Source organism: Qipengyuania sp. L-5Y (assembly GCF_056859455.1).
On sequence record NZ_JBSXOM010000021.1, the window covers coordinates 1 to 19,903 of the forward strand.

General features: G+C 59.3%; 22 protein-coding genes and 2 tRNA genes. 15 read left to right on the forward strand and 9 right to left on the reverse strand.

Going from position 1 to position 19,903, the window contains the following annotated elements; all coding sequences use genetic code 11:
• Positions 1–127: 127 nt before the first annotated feature.
• Together AC13F2_RS03115 and AC13F2_RS03120 are read right to left on the reverse strand one after the other, a co-directional pair.
• Positions 128–943: a DUF2971 domain-containing protein gene (locus AC13F2_RS03115; RefSeq protein ID WP_482965161.1), complete on the reverse strand. Its 816-nt coding sequence runs from the start codon at positions 941–943 to the stop codon at positions 128–130.
• 159 nt (positions 944–1,102) lie between these two features.
• Positions 1,103–1,179, reverse strand: a tRNA-Pro gene (locus AC13F2_RS03120).
• Positions 1,180–1,310: 131 nt separating this feature from the next.
• Between AC13F2_RS03120 and thyA the strand changes: the two genes are divergently transcribed.
• The 5 genes from thyA (at position 1,311) to AC13F2_RS03145 (ending at position 6,438) form a co-directional block, all read left to right on the forward strand.
• Entirely contained in the window at positions 1,311–2,237 is a 927-nt protein-coding gene (gene thyA / locus AC13F2_RS03125; protein ID WP_482965162.1) for a thymidylate synthase, read from the forward strand.
• Between the two features lie 79 nt (positions 2,238–2,316).
• Positions 2,317–3,618 (forward strand): 3-methyl-2-oxobutanoate dehydrogenase (2-methylpropanoyl-transferring) subunit alpha, encoded by a 1,302-nt coding sequence (locus tag AC13F2_RS03130; RefSeq protein ID WP_222827352.1) that lies wholly within the window; start codon positions 2,317–2,319, stop codon positions 3,616–3,618.
• Between the two features lie 59 nt (positions 3,619–3,677).
• On the forward strand, positions 3,678–4,676 hold the full coding sequence (locus AC13F2_RS03135; RefSeq protein WP_482965163.1) for an alpha-ketoacid dehydrogenase subunit beta: 999 nt from the start codon (positions 3,678–3,680) through the stop codon (positions 4,674–4,676).
• Positions 4,677–4,681: 5 nt separating this feature from the next.
• Entirely contained in the window at positions 4,682–5,989 is a 1,308-nt protein-coding gene (locus AC13F2_RS03140; protein WP_475209873.1) for a dihydrolipoamide acetyltransferase family protein, read from the forward strand.
• A gap of 372 nt (positions 5,990–6,361) precedes the next feature.
• A tRNA-Asp gene (locus tag AC13F2_RS03145) sits at positions 6,362–6,438 on the forward strand.
• A gap of 118 nt (positions 6,439–6,556) precedes the next feature.
• Here AC13F2_RS03145 and AC13F2_RS03150 read toward each other — a convergent pair.
• From AC13F2_RS03150 to AC13F2_RS03165, 4 genes are all read right to left on the reverse strand, one after another.
• Entirely contained in the window at positions 6,557–6,772 is a 216-nt protein-coding gene (locus tag AC13F2_RS03150) for a DUF2842 domain-containing protein (RefSeq protein ID WP_221597502.1), read from the reverse strand.
• Positions 6,769–7,341, reverse strand: coding sequence for a 5-formyltetrahydrofolate cyclo-ligase (locus AC13F2_RS03155; RefSeq protein WP_482965164.1), 573 nt, complete (start codon positions 7,339–7,341; stop codon positions 6,769–6,771). The genes AC13F2_RS03150 and AC13F2_RS03155 overlap by 4 nt, the downstream gene beginning before the upstream one ends.
• Before the next feature lie 246 nt (positions 7,342–7,587).
• Positions 7,588–7,911 carry a cell division protein ZapA gene (locus AC13F2_RS03160; RefSeq protein ID WP_196846281.1) on the reverse strand — a complete coding sequence of 108 codons (324 nt, stop codon included), beginning with the start codon at positions 7,909–7,911 and terminating at the stop codon, positions 7,588–7,590.
• Entirely contained in the window at positions 7,908–8,087 is a 180-nt protein-coding gene (locus AC13F2_RS03165) for a hypothetical protein (RefSeq protein ID WP_482965165.1), read from the reverse strand. Before AC13F2_RS03165 ends, AC13F2_RS03160 begins: the two co-directional genes overlap by 4 nt.
• 205 nt (positions 8,088–8,292) lie before the next feature.
• Here AC13F2_RS03165 and tkt point away from each other — a divergent pair, with 205 nt between their 5' ends.
• The 4 genes from tkt to AC13F2_RS03185 are packed head-to-tail and all read left to right on the forward strand — an operon-like array spanning position 8,293 to position 12,998.
• Positions 8,293–10,284, forward strand: a complete 1,992-nt coding sequence (gene tkt / locus AC13F2_RS03170) for a transketolase (RefSeq protein ID WP_482965166.1) — start codon at positions 8,293–8,295, stop codon at positions 10,282–10,284.
• A gap of 16 nt (positions 10,285–10,300) precedes the next feature.
• Positions 10,301–11,308, forward strand: a complete 1,008-nt coding sequence (gap, locus tag AC13F2_RS03175) for a type I glyceraldehyde-3-phosphate dehydrogenase (RefSeq protein WP_482965167.1) — start codon at positions 10,301–10,303, stop codon at positions 11,306–11,308.
• A gap of 10 nt (positions 11,309–11,318) precedes the next feature.
• Positions 11,319–12,518 (forward strand): phosphoglycerate kinase, encoded by a 1,200-nt coding sequence (locus AC13F2_RS03180; RefSeq protein ID WP_482965168.1) that lies wholly within the window; start codon positions 11,319–11,321, stop codon positions 12,516–12,518.
• Positions 12,519–12,530: 12 nt separating this feature from the next.
• Complete coding sequence (locus AC13F2_RS03185) at positions 12,531–12,998, forward strand: PaaI family thioesterase (RefSeq protein WP_222827357.1); 468 nt, start codon at positions 12,531–12,533, stop codon at positions 12,996–12,998.
• Here the strand turns inward: AC13F2_RS03185 and AC13F2_RS03190 are convergent, their stop codons facing one another.
• Entirely contained in the window at positions 12,999–13,757 is a 759-nt protein-coding gene (locus AC13F2_RS03190; RefSeq protein ID WP_482965169.1) for a flavodoxin family protein, read from the reverse strand. It abuts the gene before it with no gap.
• A gap of 135 nt (positions 13,758–13,892) precedes the next feature.
• On the opposite strand from AC13F2_RS03190, the gene AC13F2_RS03195 reads away from it, so the two are divergent.
• Complete coding sequence (locus tag AC13F2_RS03195) at positions 13,893–14,780, forward strand: fructose bisphosphate aldolase (protein ID WP_482965170.1); 888 nt, start codon at positions 13,893–13,895, stop codon at positions 14,778–14,780.
• A 10-nt stretch (positions 14,781–14,790) separates the two neighbouring features.
• Here the strand turns inward: AC13F2_RS03195 and AC13F2_RS03200 are convergent, their stop codons facing one another.
• Positions 14,791–15,180: a hypothetical protein gene (locus AC13F2_RS03200; RefSeq protein ID WP_375246612.1), complete on the reverse strand. Its 390-nt coding sequence runs from the start codon at positions 15,178–15,180 to the stop codon at positions 14,791–14,793.
• A gap of 81 nt (positions 15,181–15,261) precedes the next feature.
• On the opposite strand from AC13F2_RS03200, the gene thiE reads away from it, so the two are divergent.
• The 3 genes from thiE to AC13F2_RS03215 are packed head-to-tail and all read left to right on the forward strand — an operon-like array spanning position 15,262 to position 17,822.
• Positions 15,262–15,885: a thiamine phosphate synthase gene (gene thiE, locus AC13F2_RS03205; RefSeq protein ID WP_375246613.1), complete on the forward strand. Its 624-nt coding sequence runs from the start codon at positions 15,262–15,264 to the stop codon at positions 15,883–15,885.
• A gap of 60 nt (positions 15,886–15,945) precedes the next feature.
• Positions 15,946–17,148, forward strand: a complete 1,203-nt coding sequence (locus tag AC13F2_RS03210) for a L,D-transpeptidase family protein (protein ID WP_482965227.1) — start codon at positions 15,946–15,948, stop codon at positions 17,146–17,148.
• A gap of 17 nt (positions 17,149–17,165) precedes the next feature.
• On the forward strand, positions 17,166–17,822 hold the full coding sequence (locus tag AC13F2_RS03215) for a M23 family metallopeptidase (RefSeq protein ID WP_375246614.1): 657 nt from the start codon (positions 17,166–17,168) through the stop codon (positions 17,820–17,822).
• Here AC13F2_RS03215 and AC13F2_RS03220 read toward each other — a convergent pair whose 3' ends face one another.
• The gene (locus AC13F2_RS03220) at positions 17,823–18,191 is read right to left on the reverse strand and encodes an elongation factor P (protein ID WP_482965171.1); all 369 of its coding nucleotides are present in this window, start codon (positions 18,189–18,191) and stop codon (positions 17,823–17,825) included.
• Positions 18,192–18,332: 141 nt separating this feature from the next.
• On the opposite strand from AC13F2_RS03220, the gene efp reads away from it, so the two are divergent.
• Together efp and AC13F2_RS03230 are read left to right on the forward strand one after the other, a co-directional pair.
• Complete coding sequence (gene efp / locus AC13F2_RS03225) at positions 18,333–18,896, forward strand: elongation factor P (protein WP_103023344.1); 564 nt, start codon at positions 18,333–18,335, stop codon at positions 18,894–18,896.
• 120 nt (positions 18,897–19,016) lie between these two features.
• Positions 19,017–19,838: an inositol monophosphatase family protein gene (locus AC13F2_RS03230; protein WP_103023345.1), complete on the forward strand. Its 822-nt coding sequence runs from the start codon at positions 19,017–19,019 to the stop codon at positions 19,836–19,838.
• Positions 19,839–19,903 lie beyond the last annotated feature (65 nt).

Below are 19,903 nucleotides of genomic sequence, written 5' to 3' on the forward strand. Positions count from 1 at the left end.
CCTCCGCCACCCGATAGCCGCGCTCGGTGATCTGCGCCACTGCATCGCGCTTGAACTCGTCGCTGAAATTAGCCTTGCCCATCGTCGCCTCCTGTCCTCAAAATTAGGAAAGAAAGCGTCCACAAATCTAGGGGCTATTCACTGGCATGTTTTGCATCGGCAAATAGTGCACTTTTTGAAGCGTACCTGAAACGTTCACGATCTTACTCGGAATGCTTCGATCTCCAGCGGTCGACGGACGGTAAATAATTCGCCATTCTCGTTCCTCTTTGAACCCAGGATGTTTTGTTGAGAGAATCCCCCCATCGAGCGCGAGCTTGATATTAAACGCTAGAACCGAAGCTGGAAACTTAGAGAGCTCAACCGCATGTTTCGAAAACTCGCTAGCGATCCGTAATAGCTCCGCTTCAAAGCCCTCGCTGCCGCCGTAATATACGGGTGCAATATAAGCGTCATATGCGTCTTGATCGGTAATGAAGGGAGCAGGTTTGAAAATGAGGCAAACGTTATTCGGCCCGCCATATGCTCGCCACATGCTCAAAAGGCCTGATTCCAGTTCTGAGCCCTCATGTTGAGCCAAACTCAGAAGATATGTGTCTCGCTTAAGCACGCGTAGGTCGGTAGTGAGCATACTCGTAAGTTGAGGAAGAATGCTATCGTCAACAGCATTCAAAGCTGAGTCTAACTGCTCCCGTATTTCCTGTTTGCTCAGCGCAAGACCGAGGCAATGCTGACCATACTCAACCTCAGAAAAATCATTCATTTCTGTTGCGCAACGCAGCCAGATGGAGCGTTTCTCAGGCGTCTCTCTGATCATCGCCACTGCTGCGTCCGTGCTGGTGTAGTGCGCGAACCGAGATTCTGGCGGTAGCTGACCGATCCTTTCAGCGCCGGTTGAAAACAAAATCTCATCCAGCAACGAATAGTCTAGGTCTTCGCTCATTAGCTCATCTCTTGGCGATATCGGGCACGGTCGTCGAACGACCTACTTGTCTGTTTGCGTTGCTTGCGACAAGCGCCCTTCAATCCTGCCCCACAAAGCTGCCCCACAGGTGCGTGAGGATTTCAGATAAACTTCTGAATATATTGCGGAAAAAAGATTTGGTCGGGGAGAGAGGATTCGAACCTCCGGCCCCTGCCTCCCGAAGACAGTGCTCTACCAGGCTGAGCTACTCCCCGACCGGATGCTTGCGGGGCGAACCCCGCGAGGCAGAGGCGGGCCTATAGGTGTGGATTGCCATGCGTGCAAGCGGGCAATTTGCACATTCTCGCGCTAGCGTTAAAGCCTTGCTCAAAACAAAGCCGAGCCAATGTCAGACATCCACTACGAACAGCAATATCTCGACCTGATGCGCCGCATATGGTCCGATGGTGATGAGCGCGAGGATCGCACTGGCGTCGGCACGCGTTCCATATTCGGCGCGACATTGAGGTTCGACCTCTCGGCAAATGCCATGCCGCTTATCACTACCAAGCGCGTGTACTGGAAGACGGCCACGCGCGAGATGTTGTGGTTCCTCACGGGCGAAACCAATATTCGTCCGCTCGTACGGCAAGGGGTAAAGATCTGGAACGAGTGGCCCCACGCGCGATATGTGAAGGAAACGGGCGACAACATCGCGCTGGACGATTTTGTCGAGCGCATCGCCGATGACGCTGCGTTTGCGGAACGCTGGGGTGATCTCGGTCCGGTGTACGGGAAGCAGTGGGTCGATTGGCCGACCTATCGCAAACGCGAAGATGGGCTCTATGAGGCCGGTCCGGGGATAAATCAGATCGCTGACCTGGTTCAATCAATCAGAACGAACCCGGGCAGTCGACGCCATATCGTTGAGGGTTGGAACGTCGCGGAGATCGACGAGATGGCGCTTCCGCCCTGTCACAAGACCTATCAGTTTCATGTCGCGGGTGGGCGGCTGAACTGCTGTCTTTACCAGCGTAGCTGCGATGTTGCGCTCGGCCTGCCGTTCAATCTCTGGTCCGCTGCTTTGCTCACCAGAATGCTGGGCCAGCAAGTAGAGCTCGATCCGGGGGAACTGGTTTGGATGGGCGGCGATACGCATCTCTATCTCAATCACAACGATCTCATTGAAGAGCAATTGTCACGGGAACCGCAAGGGAACCCAACGCTTGAGATAGTGCGGCGCCCGGCTACGATATTCGATTACAGGATCGAAGATTTCGCAGTTCACAATTATACGCCGCACGGGCCCATCAAAGCGCCCGTCGCGGTGTGATCCGGCGCTGACTTGACCGCATCCCACTCGTGAAATAAAATAACGCGAAAGCGTAAGATTGCGTCTGGGAGACGATTCTATGGCCGAACGGCCCGAGGGTAGTGCAGCGGAGGGTGATAATCGCCCGAAACTTTCGTTGCATGTTCCCGAACCCAAATTTCGGCCTGGTGATACGGTCGACTTCTCGCATATAAATGTACCCGAAGCGGGGAGCATGGCACGTCCCGACGAGACCTGCGACCCGAGCGAAATGCGCGATATGGCGTTTGGCCTGGTGCGCGTGCTCGGCGAAGACAATCAGGCGCATGGGGCGTGGAACCCCAAACTCGATCCGGATACGCTGCGTAAAATGCTCGGTCACATGGCAATGACGCGCGCTTTTGACGAGCGTATGTTCCGAGGTCAGCGGCAGGGCAAAACCAGCTTCTACATGAAGTGCACGGGCGAAGAGGCGACGAGCGTCTCGGCCAGCATGGCCTTGGCGGCGGACGATATGGTCTTCCCGAGCTATCGCCAGCAGGGAATCCTGATCCAGCGCGGCTATCCGATGATCGAGATGATCAACCAGATTTATTCGAACAAGGGCGACAAGCTTAAGGGCCGCCAGCTGCCGATCATGTATTCGAGCCGCGAGCACAGCTTCTTTACCATCAGCGGCAATCTGGCCACGCAGACGCCGCAGGCGGTAGGCTGGGCAATGGCAAGCGCAATGAAGGGTGATAGCCGGATTGCGGCCACCTGGGTGGGTGAGGGCAGTACCGCAGAAGGCGACTTCCATTCTGCCTGCACCTTTGCGACCGTGTATAATGCACCGGTTATCCTCAACATTATCAACAACCAGTGGGCCATCTCCAGCTTCAGCGGTTTTGCTGGTGCCGAACGGACCACCTTTGCTGCCCGTGCGCTCGGCTATGGCCTCGCCGGCTTGCGCGTCGATGGAAACGATGCGCTGGCGTGTTACGCGGCGGAGAGGTGGGCGGCCAACCGGGCGCGGGCGAACGCCGGGCCGACGCTGATCGAGTTCTTCACCTACCGCGCGGAGGGGCACTCCACCTCGGACGATCCCACCGGTTATCGCAGTGCGCAGGAGCGCACCGAATGGCCGCTGGGCGACCCCGTGACACGCCTCAAGGATCATTTGATCGCGATTGGCGAATGGGACGAGGATCGTCAGGAAAAGATGGATCTGGAGGCGGCGGAACACGTCAAGAAGGTCACCAAGGAAGCCGAAGCAAACGGCATCCTTGGGCATGGTCTCCACCACCCGTTCCGGACCATGTTCGAGGACGTGTTCGAAGAGCTTCCCTGGCATCTCAAGGAGCAGAGCAAGCAGGCGATCCGCGAGCGCGAGATCAAGTTTCCGGGAGGGCTCGACCAGTGAGCGCCGACGCGAACACATGTCAATCAAACGTTTCATCCGGCACCGAACGCCGGCTGAACATGATCGAAGCGATCAATGAAGCGCTCGATGTATCGATGCAACGCGATGACGACGTTGTCGTCATGGGCGAAGACGTCGGCTATTTCGGCGGGGTGTTTCGCTGCACGGCGGGTCTGCAGGAGAAATACGGCAAGACCCGGGTCTTCGACACGCCGATCAATGAATGCGGCATCATCGCGGTAGCCGTGGGGATGGGGGCCTATGGCCTGCGCCCGGTGCCTGAAATCCAGTTCGCCGATTACATTTATCCCGGTCTCGACCAGCTGATCAGCGAAGCGGCCCGGCTACGGTATCGCTCGGCCGCGGAATATATCGCTCCGATGACGGTGCGCAGCCCATTCGGCGGCGGCATCTTTGGCGGACAGACGCACAGTCAGAGCCCTGAGGCGATTTTTACGCACGTTTCGGGCCTGAAGACGGTTATTCCGGCGACGCCTTACGATGCCAAGGGGCTGCTGATTTCCTGCATCGAGGATAACGATCCGGTGATCTTCTTCGAGCCGAAGCGGATCTACAACGGTCCGTTTTCCGGTTATTACGACAAGCCGGTGCAGCCCTGGAAGAAGTTCGACGCCAGCGTGGTGCCCGAAGGTTACTACAAGATCCCGCTGGGCAAGGCGCGTCAGGTTACCGAAGGCGAGCAGCTCACCATCCTGGCTTACGGAACCATGGTCCATGTGGTCGAAGCCGTGTGCAAGGAGAAGGGCGTCGAAGCCAACATCCTCGATCTGCGCACACTGGTGCCGCTGGACATCGAGGCGATCGAAGCATCGGTCGAGCGTACTGGCCGGTGCCTGATCGTCCATGAGGCGACCCGCACGAGCGGCTTTGGCGCAGAACTTTCCGCATTGGTGACGGAGCGCTGCTTCTATCACCTCGAAGCTCCGGTCGAACGCGTTACCGGCTTCGACACACCCTATCCCCACAGCCTCGAATGGGCCTATTTTCCCGGCCCGGTCCGCATCGGCGAGGCCATCGACAAGATCCTCAAGGACTGATCCCCATGGCGAAATTCACCTTCAACATGCCCGATATCGGCGAAGGCATCGCCGAGGCCGAAATCGTGCAGTGGCACAAGCAGGTCGGCGATACGATCACTGAAGACGAGGAATTCGTCGACATGATGACCGACAAGGCCACCGTGCCCATGGAAAGCCCGGTGACCGGCAAGATTCTCGAAATCGCGGGCGGCGAGGGCGACATGGTGTCGATCGGCTCAATGCTCGTCGTGATCGAAGTCGAAGGCGAAGTGCCCGACGAGGTGATCGAGGAAAACGAGGCAGCGGCCGATGCAGCGCCAGCGCCGAAAGACGACGAGGTAGAAGAGCGGATCGAGGTCGAAAATCCCGATCCATCGGATGCCGACGACGCAATGGCTGCCGATCCGAGCCCGCCGCCAGCGCCCGCCCCGACGCCTGCCCCTGCACCGGCGCAGAAGGCCGATACGCCGGTTCTGGCAACGCCTGCCGTGCGCAAGCGGGCACGCGATCTCGGTGTCGATCTGGCACAGGTGAAGCCGGCCGAGGATGGCCGCGTTCGTCATGGCGATCTGGACCAGTTCCTGTCTTACACATCGGGTTATGGCGCCGCTGCCAAGACCCGCGAGGACGAGGAAAAGAAGGTCATCGGCATGCGCCGCCGCATTGCCGAGAACATGGCCGCGTCGAAACGCAACATTCCGCACTTTTCCTACGTGGAAGAATGCGATGTGACTGCGCTGGAAGAACTGCGTGGACAGCTCAATTCCAACCGCGGCGATAAGCCCAAGCTGACGCTGCTCCCGCTGCTGATCACCGCGATCTGCAAGACATTGCCCGATTTCCCGATGATCAACGCACGGTACGACGATGAAGCGGGCGTGGTGACGCGGTATGGCGCGGTGCATCTTGGCATGGCCGCACAGACCGATGCCGGTCTAATGGTGCCAGTCATCAAGAATGCTCAGGCCAAGAACCTGTGGCAGTTGGCCAATGAAATTACGCGTCTGGCCGAGGCAGCCCGAAATGGCACCGCCAAATCGGAAGAGCTGCAAGGCGGGACACTGACGGTGACATCGCTCGGACCGCTTGGCGGGGTAGCGACGACACCGGTCATCAATCGTCCGGAAGTTGCCATCATCGGTCCGAACCGCATCATCGAACGCCCGATGTATGTTACTGGCACGGATGGCGTTGAGCGCATCGAAAAGCGCAAGCTGATGAATATCTCGATCAGTTGCGATCATCGCGTTGTCGATGGCTGGGATGCGGCAAGCTTCATACAGCAGCTGAAGAATCTGCTCGAAAAGCCTGCTCTGATCCTGGTGGACTGACGCGATCCGCTGGCCTTACAGGCTGGCGAGCGCAGAGTCGCAAACCGTCTGATAAAATATGCCCGGTGCGTGGGTTGCGATTTAGCAGCCCCGCACCGGGCGCCTTCGTTTGTCCAGAATAGTTTGTAAAATCCCGGCAGCCCCATTTGTATCGGGCAACCCTTTCGGAAATAACGATAAATTTCGGTCCGCGACGATGGCTTGCATCATATCGGCATCGGACATTGGCTGAATTAGGCCGCGATCCAACGCGCCGAATTGTGGTAAAACTGGAGGTCGAAAAATGCCCGCACAAAAAGAGCAAAAAAGCGTCACATCGGCCATTGACAGGAATCGGACCCGCCCGTAGATGCGCGGCTCCCAAGTGGCTGCGCGGGTGTAGCTCAGTTGGTTAGAGTGTCGGCCTGTCACGCCGAAGGTCGCGGGTTCGAGTCCCGTCACTCGCGCCACTTGGGAATTTTCTCTACAATTCGACTATCGTCAAAGCGCCTTGTTTGAAGGTGTGCCGACGATCTATCGCGCGCTCTTCCCGAACGGCGTTACATGGCGCTCGACATGCGCCGGGGATCAACCCCAGCGGCCGGTTTCCATCCAGATGAGAAAGCGCCTGAGCGGCAGCAGCCAAATCAGGCCCAGAATGATGTAAATGAGCGTCTGGACCAGCGTAGGCCAATCGCCGATCACACCGGGAGCATAACGCGCGATGACAATCCCGTAGATCGCCAGCACCACCAGCAGGCCGAGAATGCCGACGGGAATGCGCCAGGTCGGTTCTTTCCTCATGCGAAAGGTCCGTACATGCGCGTGGGTGTTACGACCGCCCCGAGGGGTATGTCGTGCGGCTCCGTGGGCAGTGTGTCGACGAGCTGACAGTCCCAGGCGAGCCCGATCGTTGTCGTACCGGGATGCGCAGCAAGCCAGCGATCATAGTGGCCGCCACCCTGACCGAGGCGACCGCCGGCTTCGGTAAAGCCGACCAACGGTACGAACAGGACGTCGGGGACGATTTCTTCCGTCGCAGTCGTCGGCTGCTTGATGCCGAAGGGCCCCGTTTCAAGATCGCTTTCATCGTGAGGATCCACGAAGCGGCGGAATTGCATCCGCGTATTCATGGCCGAAAAATGCGGCAACGAGATTTCGTGCCCCTGTTCGAAGAAATAGCGTGCGTAGGCCGCTGTCGGCGCTTCGGAAGACCCGGCGTGATAAAGCCCGATGGTCGCATCGTCCGGTATCATTTCCATGAGGGGGGCAGGCGGGCGCATGAACACGAGCGTGCGCATGCTATCGGGAAGGGCGGCCACGTGTTCACGCCGTTTGGCGCGAAGCTGCTTTCTGAGATCGTTCTTGGTCACACACAGGTCCTTATCGGCAGATCACTCCGGCGTCCAAGGGATCAACGATGGGGAGGGATGGTGAGTGGCGGAACCACCATGGGTCGTTTCCGGCGAAATCCTCTGACGCGAAAACGTCAGGTGGGTGCCGTTTGCCCCAATCCCACGGCCGAACCGGTGGACCAGGGCAGGGACAGCTCCCATGGATTGCTTATAGCCTCAGGGATATTCATGCGGCTCGTGCCGGGCAGTCCCGCCATGCCCTATTTAGGAGGTACTGCCGCTACCCTCAAGGGTGGAAGCCGCATTCTCCAGCGCGATAGCCATGCGTTCGAGCTGATTGCCCAGACGATCCGTGTCGAAACCAGGTTCTGCGGCCGGTGAAGGCTTGTCCCGTGCTTCTTCCACTTCGTCGGCAAGTATGAGCGCGGCGAACAGCAGGTTCTTGGCATCGTTACTGGACAGATTATTGCCCATCGCACTCAGTTTGCCATCGATCACGCCGGCAAGGTGCCGAACATGATCTTCCTGCCCATCGGCACAAGAGACGGTATAGTTGCGGCCACCGATCGAAAGGGTGACGTCGCTCATCGCTTCAGACCTTCGATGAGATCGTCGAGTTGCGAAATGCTGCCCGACACCCGTTTGCGCAGCGTTTCATAGCGTTCGGCCAGTTCGGCATCGCCCGCGTCTGTCGCTGCAGTCGAATGGGAGGCCAAGGCGGCCTGCGTTTCGATCCGCGCAAGGGCGCGCTCGATGCGGTCCATGGCATTTTTGATGCGGTCGGAACTCATAAGGCGTGCAGAATACCGATTTTGCCGCGGCGAGGCAAAGGTTTGCAGCCGCCTGTTGATAAGTGAAGTGAAGGGGGCGGTAGCTGTGAATGCCCACCTGCGCGGGTTGACCTTGCGCGCGCGCTCCGCGAAGGCTTCGCGCGCGTCGAATCGGCCCCTTTTTCCGGAGAAATTTCCCATGAGTCTCGCCACATCTCGCATGGTCCCGATGGCCAACGCCATCAGGGCGCTTTCGATGGATGCGGTACAGGCTGCAAACTCAGGGCATCCGGGAATGCCGATGGGTATGGCCGATGTGGCGACCGTGTTGTGGAGCGAGTATCTCAAGCATGATCCCAAGGCCCCCGGCTGGGCCGATCGGGACCGCTTCGTGCTGTCGGCCGGACACGGTTCGATGCTGATTTATTCGCTTCTTCATCTGTCGGGATACGAACGTCCGACGATGGAAGACATCCGCAATTTCCGTCAGATCGGCAGCCCTTGCGCCGGGCATCCGGAAAACTTCCTACTCGACGGCGTGGAAAGCACGACCGGCCCGCTGGGCCAGGGCCTGGCGATGTCCGTCGGAATGGCCATGGCCGAACGTCATCTCAATGCGACGTTTGGTGACGAGATCGTCGATCATCGCACTTGGGTGATTGCCGGTGACGGTTGCCTGATGGAAGGCATCAATCACGAAGCGATCGGCCTTGCCGGGCACCTCAAGCTGGGCCGTCTGACAGTGTTCTGGGACGACAACAACATCACCATCGACGGGACGACCGACCTTTCGACCAGCGAAAACATCAAGGCGCGTTACGAAGCGACCGGATGGCATGTAGTTAGCTGCGACGGCCACGATTTCGACGACATTCGCCGGGCGATCGACGAAGCGGTCGCCGATGAACGCCCGTCGCTCATCGCCTGCAAAACGGTGATCGGAAAGGGGGCGCCCAACAAGCAGGGAACCAGCGCGACGCACGGCGCACCACTGGGCGATGACGAAATTACCGCGGCGCGCGGTGTACTGGGCTGGGAATCGGCACCTTTCGAAATTCCCGAAGAAGTGCTGTCGGACTGGCGCGGCACGGCGGACGACGGCGCGCGGGCGCACAGCGAATGGCAGATGCGCCTCGACGGGTATGCGCAGAAGGCGGAGTTCCAGCGCCGGATGGCGGGCGAGCTGCCCAAGGACTTCAGCCTCGACAAATATATCAAGGGGTTGATCGATCAACCTCAGAAGGTTGCAACGCGCAAGGCCAGCGAAATGGCCTTGGCGGAAATCAACACCGGCCTTCCCGAAACGATCGGCGGCAGTGCCGACCTTACCGGTTCGAACAACACCAAGGCAGGCGGTATCGGCCCGTTCACGGCCGATGATTACAGCGGCCGCTATGTCTATTACGGTATTCGCGAATTCGGCATGGCCGCAGCGATGAACGGCATGGCACTGCACGGCGGCGTCATCCCTTATGGCGGTACGTTTCTGGTGTTCACCGATTATTGCCGTGCGGCCATCCGGTTGTCGGCCCTGCAGCAGGCGCGCGTCGTTTATGTCATGACTCATGACAGCATCGGATTGGGGGAAGACGGCCCGACCCATCAGCCCATCGAGCATGTCCAATCCCTGCGCATGATGCCCAATCTGCTCGTCATGCGGCCCGCCGACGCGGTCGAAACCGCGGAATGCTGGGACATAGCGCTGCGCCAGCCCGATCGCCCGACGGTGCTCGCGCTGAGCCGCCAGAACCTGCCGCAGATGCGGACGCACCAGCTTTCCGAAAACATGACCGGGCGCGGTGGTTACCGGCTCAAAGCGGCGCAGGCTGCGCGGCGTGTCATCCTGATTGCGACCGGATCAGAACTGCATGTGGCGATGGAATGCGCGGAAAGGCTGGAAGCGGACGGTATCGGTGCCGATGTCGTATCGATGGTGTGCACGCAGCTTTTCGACGAGCAGGACGATGCCTATCGCGCCGACATTCTTCCGGATGTTTCGCCCGACGAAGTTTTGCGGGTGAGCATCGAAGCGGGCACCACCTTCGGGTGGGATCGCTATACGATGACCAATGGCTTGCGCATCGGGATCGATCGGTTCGGTGCTAGCGCACCCGCCGAAGATCTGTTTGAAAAATTCGGCCTCACTGCGGACGCGATCGTTCCGCAAATCACGAATAAACTGAACGCTTAAGCAGGAGTTCTTTCCAATGGCGACCAAGGTTGCAATCAACGGTTTCGGACGTATCGGCCGCCTCGTGGCGCGCGCCATTCTCGAGCGCGACGACCATGATCTGGATCTCGTCAGCATCAACGATCTGGCGGATACGAAATCGAACGCGATCCTGTTTCAGTACGATTCGACGCATGGGCGCTTCCCCGGCACTGTCGAAGTGGGCAACAACGCGATCATCGTGAACGGCAAGTCGATTGCCGTGACCAGCGAGCGCGAGCCCGGCAAACTGCCGCATGGCGAGCAGGGCGTGGACATCGTGCTGGAATGCACCGGTTTCTTCCAGTCGGACGAGGCGTGCCGCCCGCATCTCGATGCAGGCGCCAAGCGCGTACTGATCTCAGCCCCGGCAAAGGGTGTTTCCGCGACGATCGTGTTCGGCGTCAATGACGAGACCCTCACAGCGGAAGACGTGATCGTCTCCAATGCCAGTTGCACGACCAACTGCCTTTCGCCGATGGCCAAGGTGCTGCACGAAACCGTCGGTATCGAGCGTGGATTCATGACCACGATCCACAGCTACACCAACGACCAGCGCATGCTCGACCAGATGCATGGCGACATGCGCCGCGCACGCGGCGGGGCGCAGAACATGATCCCGACCACCACTGGCGCTGCCCGCGCGGTCGGCCTCGTACTGCCCGAACTGGCAGGCAAGCTCGACGGGTCGAGCGTGCGTGTGCCGACGCCGAATGTAAGCCTTGTCGATCTCGTCTTTACCCCCGGCCGCGACACCAGCGCCGAGGAACTGAATGCGGCATTGAAGGCCGCGGCGGAAGGCAAGATGAAGGGTGTGCTCGATTACACCGACCAGCCGCTGGTTTCCTCCGACTTCAACCACTATCCGGCCAGCTCGACCATCGATAGCCTCGAAACCAGCGTGATGGAGGGCAAGCTCGCCCGCGTCGTGAGCTGGTACGACAACGAATGGGGCTTCTCCAACCGCATGATCGACACCGCCGGCGTGATGGCGAAGTTCCTCTAAGGACATTGGCATGAGCAGCTTCAGGACCCTGGACGACCTTGGCGAGATCACCGGCAAGGTTGCGCTGGTGCGCGTCGATCTCAATCTTCCGATGCAGGAAGGCCGGGCATCGGACGTCACCCGTGTCGAGGTTGTCAAACCGACCATCCTCGAACTGGCCGATAAAGGTGCCAAGGTCTTGTTGCTTGCCCATTTCGGCCGACCGAAGGGTCAGCGCCATTCGACCATGAGCACGAGCATGGTGCAGGGCGATATCGAGCGGGTGCTCGACCGTGAAATCATGTTCATCCCCGAAGTCATGGGGCCGGTCGTCGAACAATCGATCGGGATCCTGCGCGATGGCGATATCGGGCTGCTCGACAATGTCCGCTTCTGGCCCGGCGAAGAAGCCAACGATCCGGAGTTCGCCAAGGGTATCGCGACGAATGGCGATTTCTATGTGAACGATGCGTTTTCTGCCGCGCACCGCGCGCACGCGTCGACCGAAGGGTTGGCGCGTCTTCTCCCGGCATATGCAGGCCGCGCCATGGAGGCCGAACTAAAAGCGCTGGATGCGGCGCTAGGCAATCCAGAGGCGCCGGTCGCGGCTGTCGTCGGGGGAGCGAAGGTTTCGACCAAGCTCGAGGTGCTCCACAATCTGGTCGGTAAGGTCCAGCACCTCATCATCGGCGGGGGCATGGCCAACACCTTCCTGGCGGCGAAGGGAGTGGATGTTGGCAAATCGCTGTGCGAGCACGATCTGACCGACACTGCCAACCGCATAATGGACGAGGCGGACCATGCAGGATGCACTGTGCATCTGCCTTACGATGTGGTGGTAGCGAAAGAATTCGCCGCCAATCCGCCGAGCATGCGGACCTGCAATGTGCATGAAGTCGCCGCCGACGAAATGATCCTCGACGTAGGTCCGCTCGCGGTCGAAGCGCTTGGCGACGTGCTCAAGACGTGCCGGACGCTGGTCTGGAACGGGCCGCTCGGCGCATTCGAAACCCAGCCGTTTGATGCGGCGACGGTTGCGCTTGCCAAGACGGCTGCAGCGCTCACGCAGGATGGTTCGCTGACATCGGTTGCCGGCGGCGGCGATACGGTCGCGGCGCTGGCGCATGCCGGTGTGAAGGACGAATTTACTTTCGTTTCCACGGCCGGCGGGGCTTTCCTGGAGTGGATGGAAGGCAAGCCCTTGCCCGGCGTTGCCGCACTGTCGGCTTAGGAGCACGCGGATATGACCGAGATCGTCGAGCCCAGCCACGGTCCAATCGCGATCACCGAAGGCGAATGGTCGGGGTGGTCCACCTGGAAATCTGACGCGTTCGAGCAGACCGCGGGACCGTTCTACGAAAAGCAGGACACGAACGGCGACTGGATTTGTGCCTTCGTCGCCGAGCAACGTCACATGAATGGTGCAGGCTTCATGCACGGCGGTTGCCTGATGACCTTTGCAGACGCCGCGCTGTTCACCATCGCCCGCAACGAAATGCGTGACAGCTACGGCGTGACGATGAACCTGGCAGGCGATTTCCTGGCCGCGGGCAAGGTCGGGCAGCGCATTGAGGGCAGGGGGGAAGTGACGCGCGGCGGCGGTAAAACCGTGTTCGTACGCGGCATCGTGACGGGCGATGGAACGCCGCTGCTCAGCTTTTCCGGCATTATCCGCAAAACCGGCAAGCGAGCCGACAGGATTGGCGACTGATCACCGATATTCGGGATTTGGCGCATCGAACCGGCGCCCATCGTTCCACAGATCGACCGAATTCCCATGGGCAGGAATGCCTCCAGCATCCTTGAGCATGCGTGCCATGTGCATCAGGTTCCAGGTCATGAATGTGGTGTTGCGACGGGTGAAGTCATTGTCGAAGCCGACATATCCCTCACCATCTTCCCTGGCATCGCCATAGCTCGGCCCCGGTCCGGCTTCGCCCACCCAGCCGGCATCAGCTTGTGGAGGAATGGTATAACCGACATGCTGTAGCGAGTAGAGCACGCCCATACCCACGTGCTTGATGCCGTCTTCATTGCCGGTCACGATGCAGCCACCGACCTTGCCATAGAAAACGTACTGGCCCTTGTCGTTGGTCTGACCCGAGTGGGCGTAGAGCCTCTCGATCAAGCGCTGGCAGACGCTGGATTTCTCGCCAAGCCAGATGGGCGTGCCGACCACGAGAATATCGGCGGCCTTCACCTTGTCCCAGATATTCGGCCAATCATCATGGTCGGCGCCGTGTTCGGTCATGTCGGGGAACACGCCCGGGGCGATGTTGTGATCGACCAAGCGAACTTGTTCGATCGCTACGCCATTCCGCGCGAGAATGGCTTCGGCAATACCGAGTAGCTTGTCGGTGTGCGAGCCTTCAGGGCCGAGCTTGAGGGTACAGTTGATTGTCAGCGCTTTTAGATCAGAGAAATCGGTCTGATCGCTGCTGGTATGCGGATCGTTCTTGTCGTTCGGCATGTCGTCTCCTTCGCTCAATACGAAATACGATCGGCTTGGCGATAAGTTACCGATCGGCTGTTGCAGGTGCGAAAGCGCCTTTGTATGTGCGGCGCATACGAATGCATGACCACAATCGAGTGACGGGGTTCCGAGATGACTTTCGATGAAATGAAGGCGCGTATCGCACAGGGCCAAGGCTTTATTGCAGCACTTGACCAGTCCGGCGGGTCGACCCCCAAGGCACTCAAGGGTTACGGCGTCGAAGACGGCGCGTGGACGAGCGAAGAAGAGATGTTCGGCCTGATCCACGAAATGCGTCAGCGCATTATCGAGGCCCCTTGCTTCGGCAACGGCAAGGTCATCGGCGCAATTCTTTTTGAAAAGACCATGGAGGGCGAGAGCGCCGGCAAGAGCGTTCCGGAACGCCTGAATGAGCGCGGCATCGTGCCGTTTCTCAAGGTCGACAAGGGTCTCGAGGACGAACACGACGGCGCCCAGCTGATGAAGCCCAACCCCGGCCTTGAAGACATGTGCAACCGCGCGCGAGAACTGGGGGTATTCGGCACCAAGATGCGTAGCGTCATCAAGTCGGCGGACCCGGTCGGTATCAAGGCAGCCGTTCGCCAGCAGTTTGCCGAAGGCGCAAGGATCTTGAGCTGCGGTCTGATCCCGATGCTGGAACCGGAGTATGACATCACTGCTGCCGACCGCGCCGAGGGTGAGACAATCATGCTGGAGGCGATCGAGGAGGGTCTTGAGGCACTGCCCGCCGGTCAGCAGGTCATGTTGAAACTCTCGATCCCCAAGGAAGCCGGATTATATGCAACGCTCGCAAAACACCCCAAGGTGCTGCGCGTCGTCGCACTTTCGGGTGGTTATTCGACAGAAGACGCTTGCCGCGAACTTGCAAAGAATCCGGGAATGATCGCAAGTTTCAGCCGAGGCCTCTTGCAGGACCTGCGAGCCTCGCAAAGTGACGAGGAATTCGACGGCACCTTGTCGAGTGCCATCGACCAGATCCACGCTGCCAGCGTCGCCTGATTCTCAGGCGTCAGCGCTGCTCGAATACGAAGCGATATTCGCCGACCGGGATTTCCCGGTCGGTCGTTTTTTCAGGTGTAGCCGAAACAAGCACGTACGTCCGCCCGAGTATCTCGTAAGGTTCGCCCAGGGTCAGAGGGGCTGTCTGCTTCCAGTGTGTGGCGGCGATCCGCGTCGACACGGTGAGCTTTCCGGCCCAAACGCAGCGCGCATTCATAGGGCAGCGGCTGTCTTCCGTGACGGCCAGGGGCGTCAGGATCGTATCGCCGGTCCAGACGGGTTGGTTGATCCCGACTGCAGTGCCTCGCGAGGCCGCATCTCCGTTCGACATGGGTGTGTCCGGGATAATCGCGCAGGCAGATAGCGGCGCGAGGATGGCGGCGGCGAATAGGGCTTTCATACGACCCGATAAACGATCGTCACGCTTTCGGAGTTCTGAACGCGTGACGAATTGAGAGGATCGCATTAGAGGACGCGGTCTATGACAGATTGCCAGCTTTACCTCATTTCGCCGCTCGATGTTTCGGGTGATTTCCCCCAGCGACTGGAACGAGCGCTCGATGCGGGAACCGGGATTGCGACCGCGTTCCAGTTTCGCGTGAAGGGCATCGACCAGCACGGAGCCGCGAAGCTGGCGGAGCCCCTGCAGGCGATCTGCGCTGCACGTGACGTGGCCTTCATCGTGAACGACGATGTTGCTCTGGCAAAGCGGCTGAACGCGGATGGTGTGCATCTGGGGCAGGGCGACGGCGAACCGAAAGATGCCAGGGAAGAACTTGGCCGCGACATCCAGATCGGGGTTACCTGTCACGCATCGAAGCATCTGGCGATGGAGGCGGGTGAGGCCGGCGCGGATTACGTCGCGTTCGGTGCATTCTTCGACAGCACGACGAAGGCGAGCGAGCACCGTCCTGATCTGGAAATTCTCGAATGGTGGAGCACGCTGTTCGAAATCCCGTGCGTTGCCATTGGTGGTATAACGCCTGAAAACTGCAAGCCGCTGATCGATGCGGGGGCCGACTTCCTCGCTGTCTCAGGTTCGGTCTGGAACGGTGACGAAGTCGCGGCGATCAAAGCCTTTGCGGAGCAAATCGGGACGGCATGAGTTTGCTATCCTGAAGGGGCGGGCCACGTCCCGGTTCAGGAGACTTCCCCCGTGCGTTCAATGATTTTCGTCGCTGTGTCCTCACTCGCTCTAGCCGCGTGTGGCATTCAGGGACAGGACAACGACAGCGAAAGCGACACAGCTGTTGCTGCGAGAGGTAGCACAGACCTAGGTTACGACACCTATGGCTCGGACAATCTGGCCGACACGATGGCGTCGAACGACGATGCGCATCTCAACGGCTCCGATGCTGATCGTAACGCGGCTGCCGTTGCAGAAGAAGAACGCCCCATCATGCAGGCTCAGGTGGTTCTCGATCGGGTTGGCTTTGGTCCTGGCGTGATCGACGGGAAAATGGGCATGAGCACAGAGAATGCCTTGCGTGGTTTTCAGGAGGCCAATGACCTCAAAACCACCGGCGAGCTCGACGATGCGACCAAGGCTGCCCTCTCGAAATGGGAAAAGATTCCCGCTACACGCGTGGTAACCATTCCTTCCAACTGGTCGAGCGCGCAGTATTCCGAAATTCCCGACGATCCCGCCGATATGGCGAAGCTGAAGAAGCTGGGATATACATCGCTGGATGAGCGACTGGCCGAGCGGTTCCATACCACTGTGGATGTTCTCAAGCAGTTGAACCCGCAGGCAGGCACCTCACGCACACAAGGGGCGGCTCAACCACGTTCGGTCGCGTCCGGCTCGTCCGAGACGCCTCAATCCCAGGATTATTTTACTGCGGGGCAGGAAATCCGTGTGCCGAACATCGGGGCAGATCGAATCAAGCCCGGATCGGTAAACAATAGCGATTGGCAAAAGACGCTGGCCTCCCTGGGCGTAGGGACAGAGCAGCCAGAAGTGGACCGTATCGTAGTGAGCAAGGCGGGAAAGACGTTGAAGGCTTATCAAGGCGACAAGCTGGTCGCCTTGTTCACCGTCAGCTCCGGGTCGAGCCAGTACCCGCTGCCGCTGGGAGAATGGGACATCGTCGGCGAAGCCTACAATCCGACATATAGTTACGACCCCGAGGTGCTGGGCAAGAACGGGTCAGACGATGGCACACACGAATTTGCGCCGGGTCCGAATTCACCCGTGGGCGTGGTGTGGATCGATCTCAGCAAGGATCACTATGGCATCCATGGAACGCCCGACCCCGAAACTATCGGCCGTGCGCAGAGCAGTGGCTGTGTCCGCCTGACCAATTGGGACGCTGCGCGGCTTGCCGGGATGGTCTCGCAATCGACTCAGGTGATTTTCGAAGCGTAAGCCGCTAGTCTCGCCTGATGAAGATCGTCGACCGGATTTTGACCATTGTGATCACCGCCACGCTGACCAGCGCGGTATGGATCGTGGCAGGTGGCAGCCTTATCGAAAATGCCAACAGTTCCAGCCAGATCAAGGTGACCCGGCCAGCGGCCGCTGCTCCTAGCCCTACACCGAGTGAAACTGCGGGCGCGGAGCCGCTGGATACTCCGGTTGCGGAATCGACAGTCACCGTACAGCCAAACCAGTTGCTGATCCCGGTGCAGAACATCCGCCCGAGCGATCTTAGCGATACCTATAGCGATTCGCGTGATGGCGGCTCGCGTCTTCACGAGGCGCTCGACATCATGGCCCCCAAGGGGACCAGCGTACTATCAGCTACGCCGGGTGTAATCGAACGGCTGTTTCAGTCCGACGCGGGCGGGAAGACGATTTATGTCCGCTCGGTCGATGGCGAAACGATCTATTACTATGCGCATCTCGATGATTATGCGCAGGGTCTGAAAGAAGGTCAGCGGGTCCGCCGTGGTCAGCGGATCGGAACGGTGGGAAGTTCTGGTAACGCCTCGGAAGATGCGCCACATCTGCACTTCGCGATATTACAGACGACCAAAGATGCAGAATGGTGGGAACCGGCGACTGCGATCAATCCGTTTCCGCTACTAAGCAACAGGTGATCAATTTTTTACCGGGCCCGAACGATGGCAGCGCAGGCGCCCGAGTTTGCCATCGTTTCCGACCTCTTGAAGAATGCCGGAACCTAATCGCATGAATTTCATGCCGCGCATGGGGCCCCGCGTGAAGGTCACTTGCTTGCCTTCCATGAGATAGGTCCCGGCACTGTTGCCTGAGCGATAGCTTGAGCCGCCAATGATGGTAAAGTCGCGGGCATCCTGTTCGAGCCAGGCCGAACCGGAGGCATCGCCCGGCAAGGCGCAGATATATTCGCCCTGGTCTAGCAGGGCCAGGCGGCCTTGCGCGGAAGCCGGTGCAGTCGTTGCGGCTGCAAGCGCGGCGAGCAGGATGAATCTGTTGGTCTGTTTCATGTCCGGTATCCGAATGACGATATAGCGATGTTCGCCGCGTTTTTCCACTCGCTTGCCCGCACGGGTTTGCTCGGCTAAGGCGCGCGGCATAGTCCCGCCTGTGGGCGGACATGCTCTTTTATAAGTTGAAGGTAGCTTCCCATGAAGATCAGCGGCGTGGACATTCGTCCGGGCAATATCATCGAATACGAAGGCGGCATCTGGAAAGTCGCCAAGATTCAGCACACGCAGCCTGGCAAGGGTGGCGCCTACATGCAGGTCGAAATGAAGAACCTGCAGGATGGCCGCAAGACCAATGTGCGCTTCCGCAGCGCCGACACGGTCGAAAAGGTCCGCCTCGATACCAAGGACTACCAGTTCCTCTATGAAGATGGCGACATGCTGGTCTTCATGGATCAGGAAAGCTACGAACAGATCAACCTGCCGAGCGACCTGTTGGGCGATGCGCGCCCCTTCCTGCAGGACGGCATGCAGGTGAAGCTCGAACTGTGGGAAGAAAAGCCCATCTCGGTGGAACTGCCGGCGCAGATCGAAGCTGAAATCGTCGAGGCCGACGCCGTGGTGAAGGGGCAGACCGCTTCGTCGAGTTACAAGCCCGCCGTGTTGGATAACGGTGTACGCATCATGGTCCCGCCGCATATCGAAAGCGGAACGCGGATCATCGTCGACGTTTATGAACAAAGCTACGTCGGCAAAGCCGGATAGGCGATATTTCGCCGTCCAGTCCCTGAATACCGACGGCACAAAGTTCGACCGAAGTTGAGATCGGCCAAACCGATTTCGTAGCCGGTTCCACCGAAGTGCTGACCGAATAAGAGAGTTCCCATGGCCGTTTTATCGGGTGTCATCCGCGTAATGGAAAAGGCAGCGCGCAAGGCGGGTGGCCGCCTGCGTCGCGACTTCGGAGAGGTCGAGCACCTCCAGGTCAGCCATAAGGGGCCGGCAGACTTCGTATCGAAGGCGGATCGGATCGCCGAACGCACCATCTACGACGAACTTCTCGCCGCACGGCCGGATTGGGGATTCGTGATGGAAGAAGCCGGTGTGATCGAAGGGGACGAGAACAAGCCCCGGTGGATTGTCGATCCGCTCGACGGCACCAGCAACTTCCTGCATGGCATTCCGCATTTCGCTATCAGCATCGCCGTCCAGGAACCGAAGCTCGGCGGTGGAGGCTGGGGCGATGTCACGGCTGCAGTCGTCTACAACCCCGTCACCGACGAAACCTTCTGGGCCGAAAAGAGCCGCGGCGCCTGGCTGCATGATGGACGGTTACGGGTGTCTGCGCGTCGCAGTCTTTCCGAAGCCCTGATCGCGACCGGCATCCCCTTTCAAGGTCATGGCAATTTCGGCGAATGGACCAAGATCTTCGGCGCGATCGGTCCTCAGGTTGCAGGTATCCGGCGCTACGGCGCGGCATCGCTTGACCTCGCATGGCTCGCGGCCGGCCGCTTTGACGGCTTCTGGGAAAGCGATCTCAACGATTGGGATACTGCCGCTGGTTGCCTTATCGTTCGTGAAGCAGGCGGCTTCGTTTCCGATTTCCGTGGCCGGTCGGAGCCCATCCATGCGGCTCAGGTTCTCGCCGCCAATGACACATTGCATTCCAAGCTGCACAAGCTCCTCGTAAACGCTCTCAAGGCTTAGAATTACAGGGCGAGCGAGGCGGGGAACCAAACCCTGCCAGGCAACGTCTCTTGAGTGCCGAAACT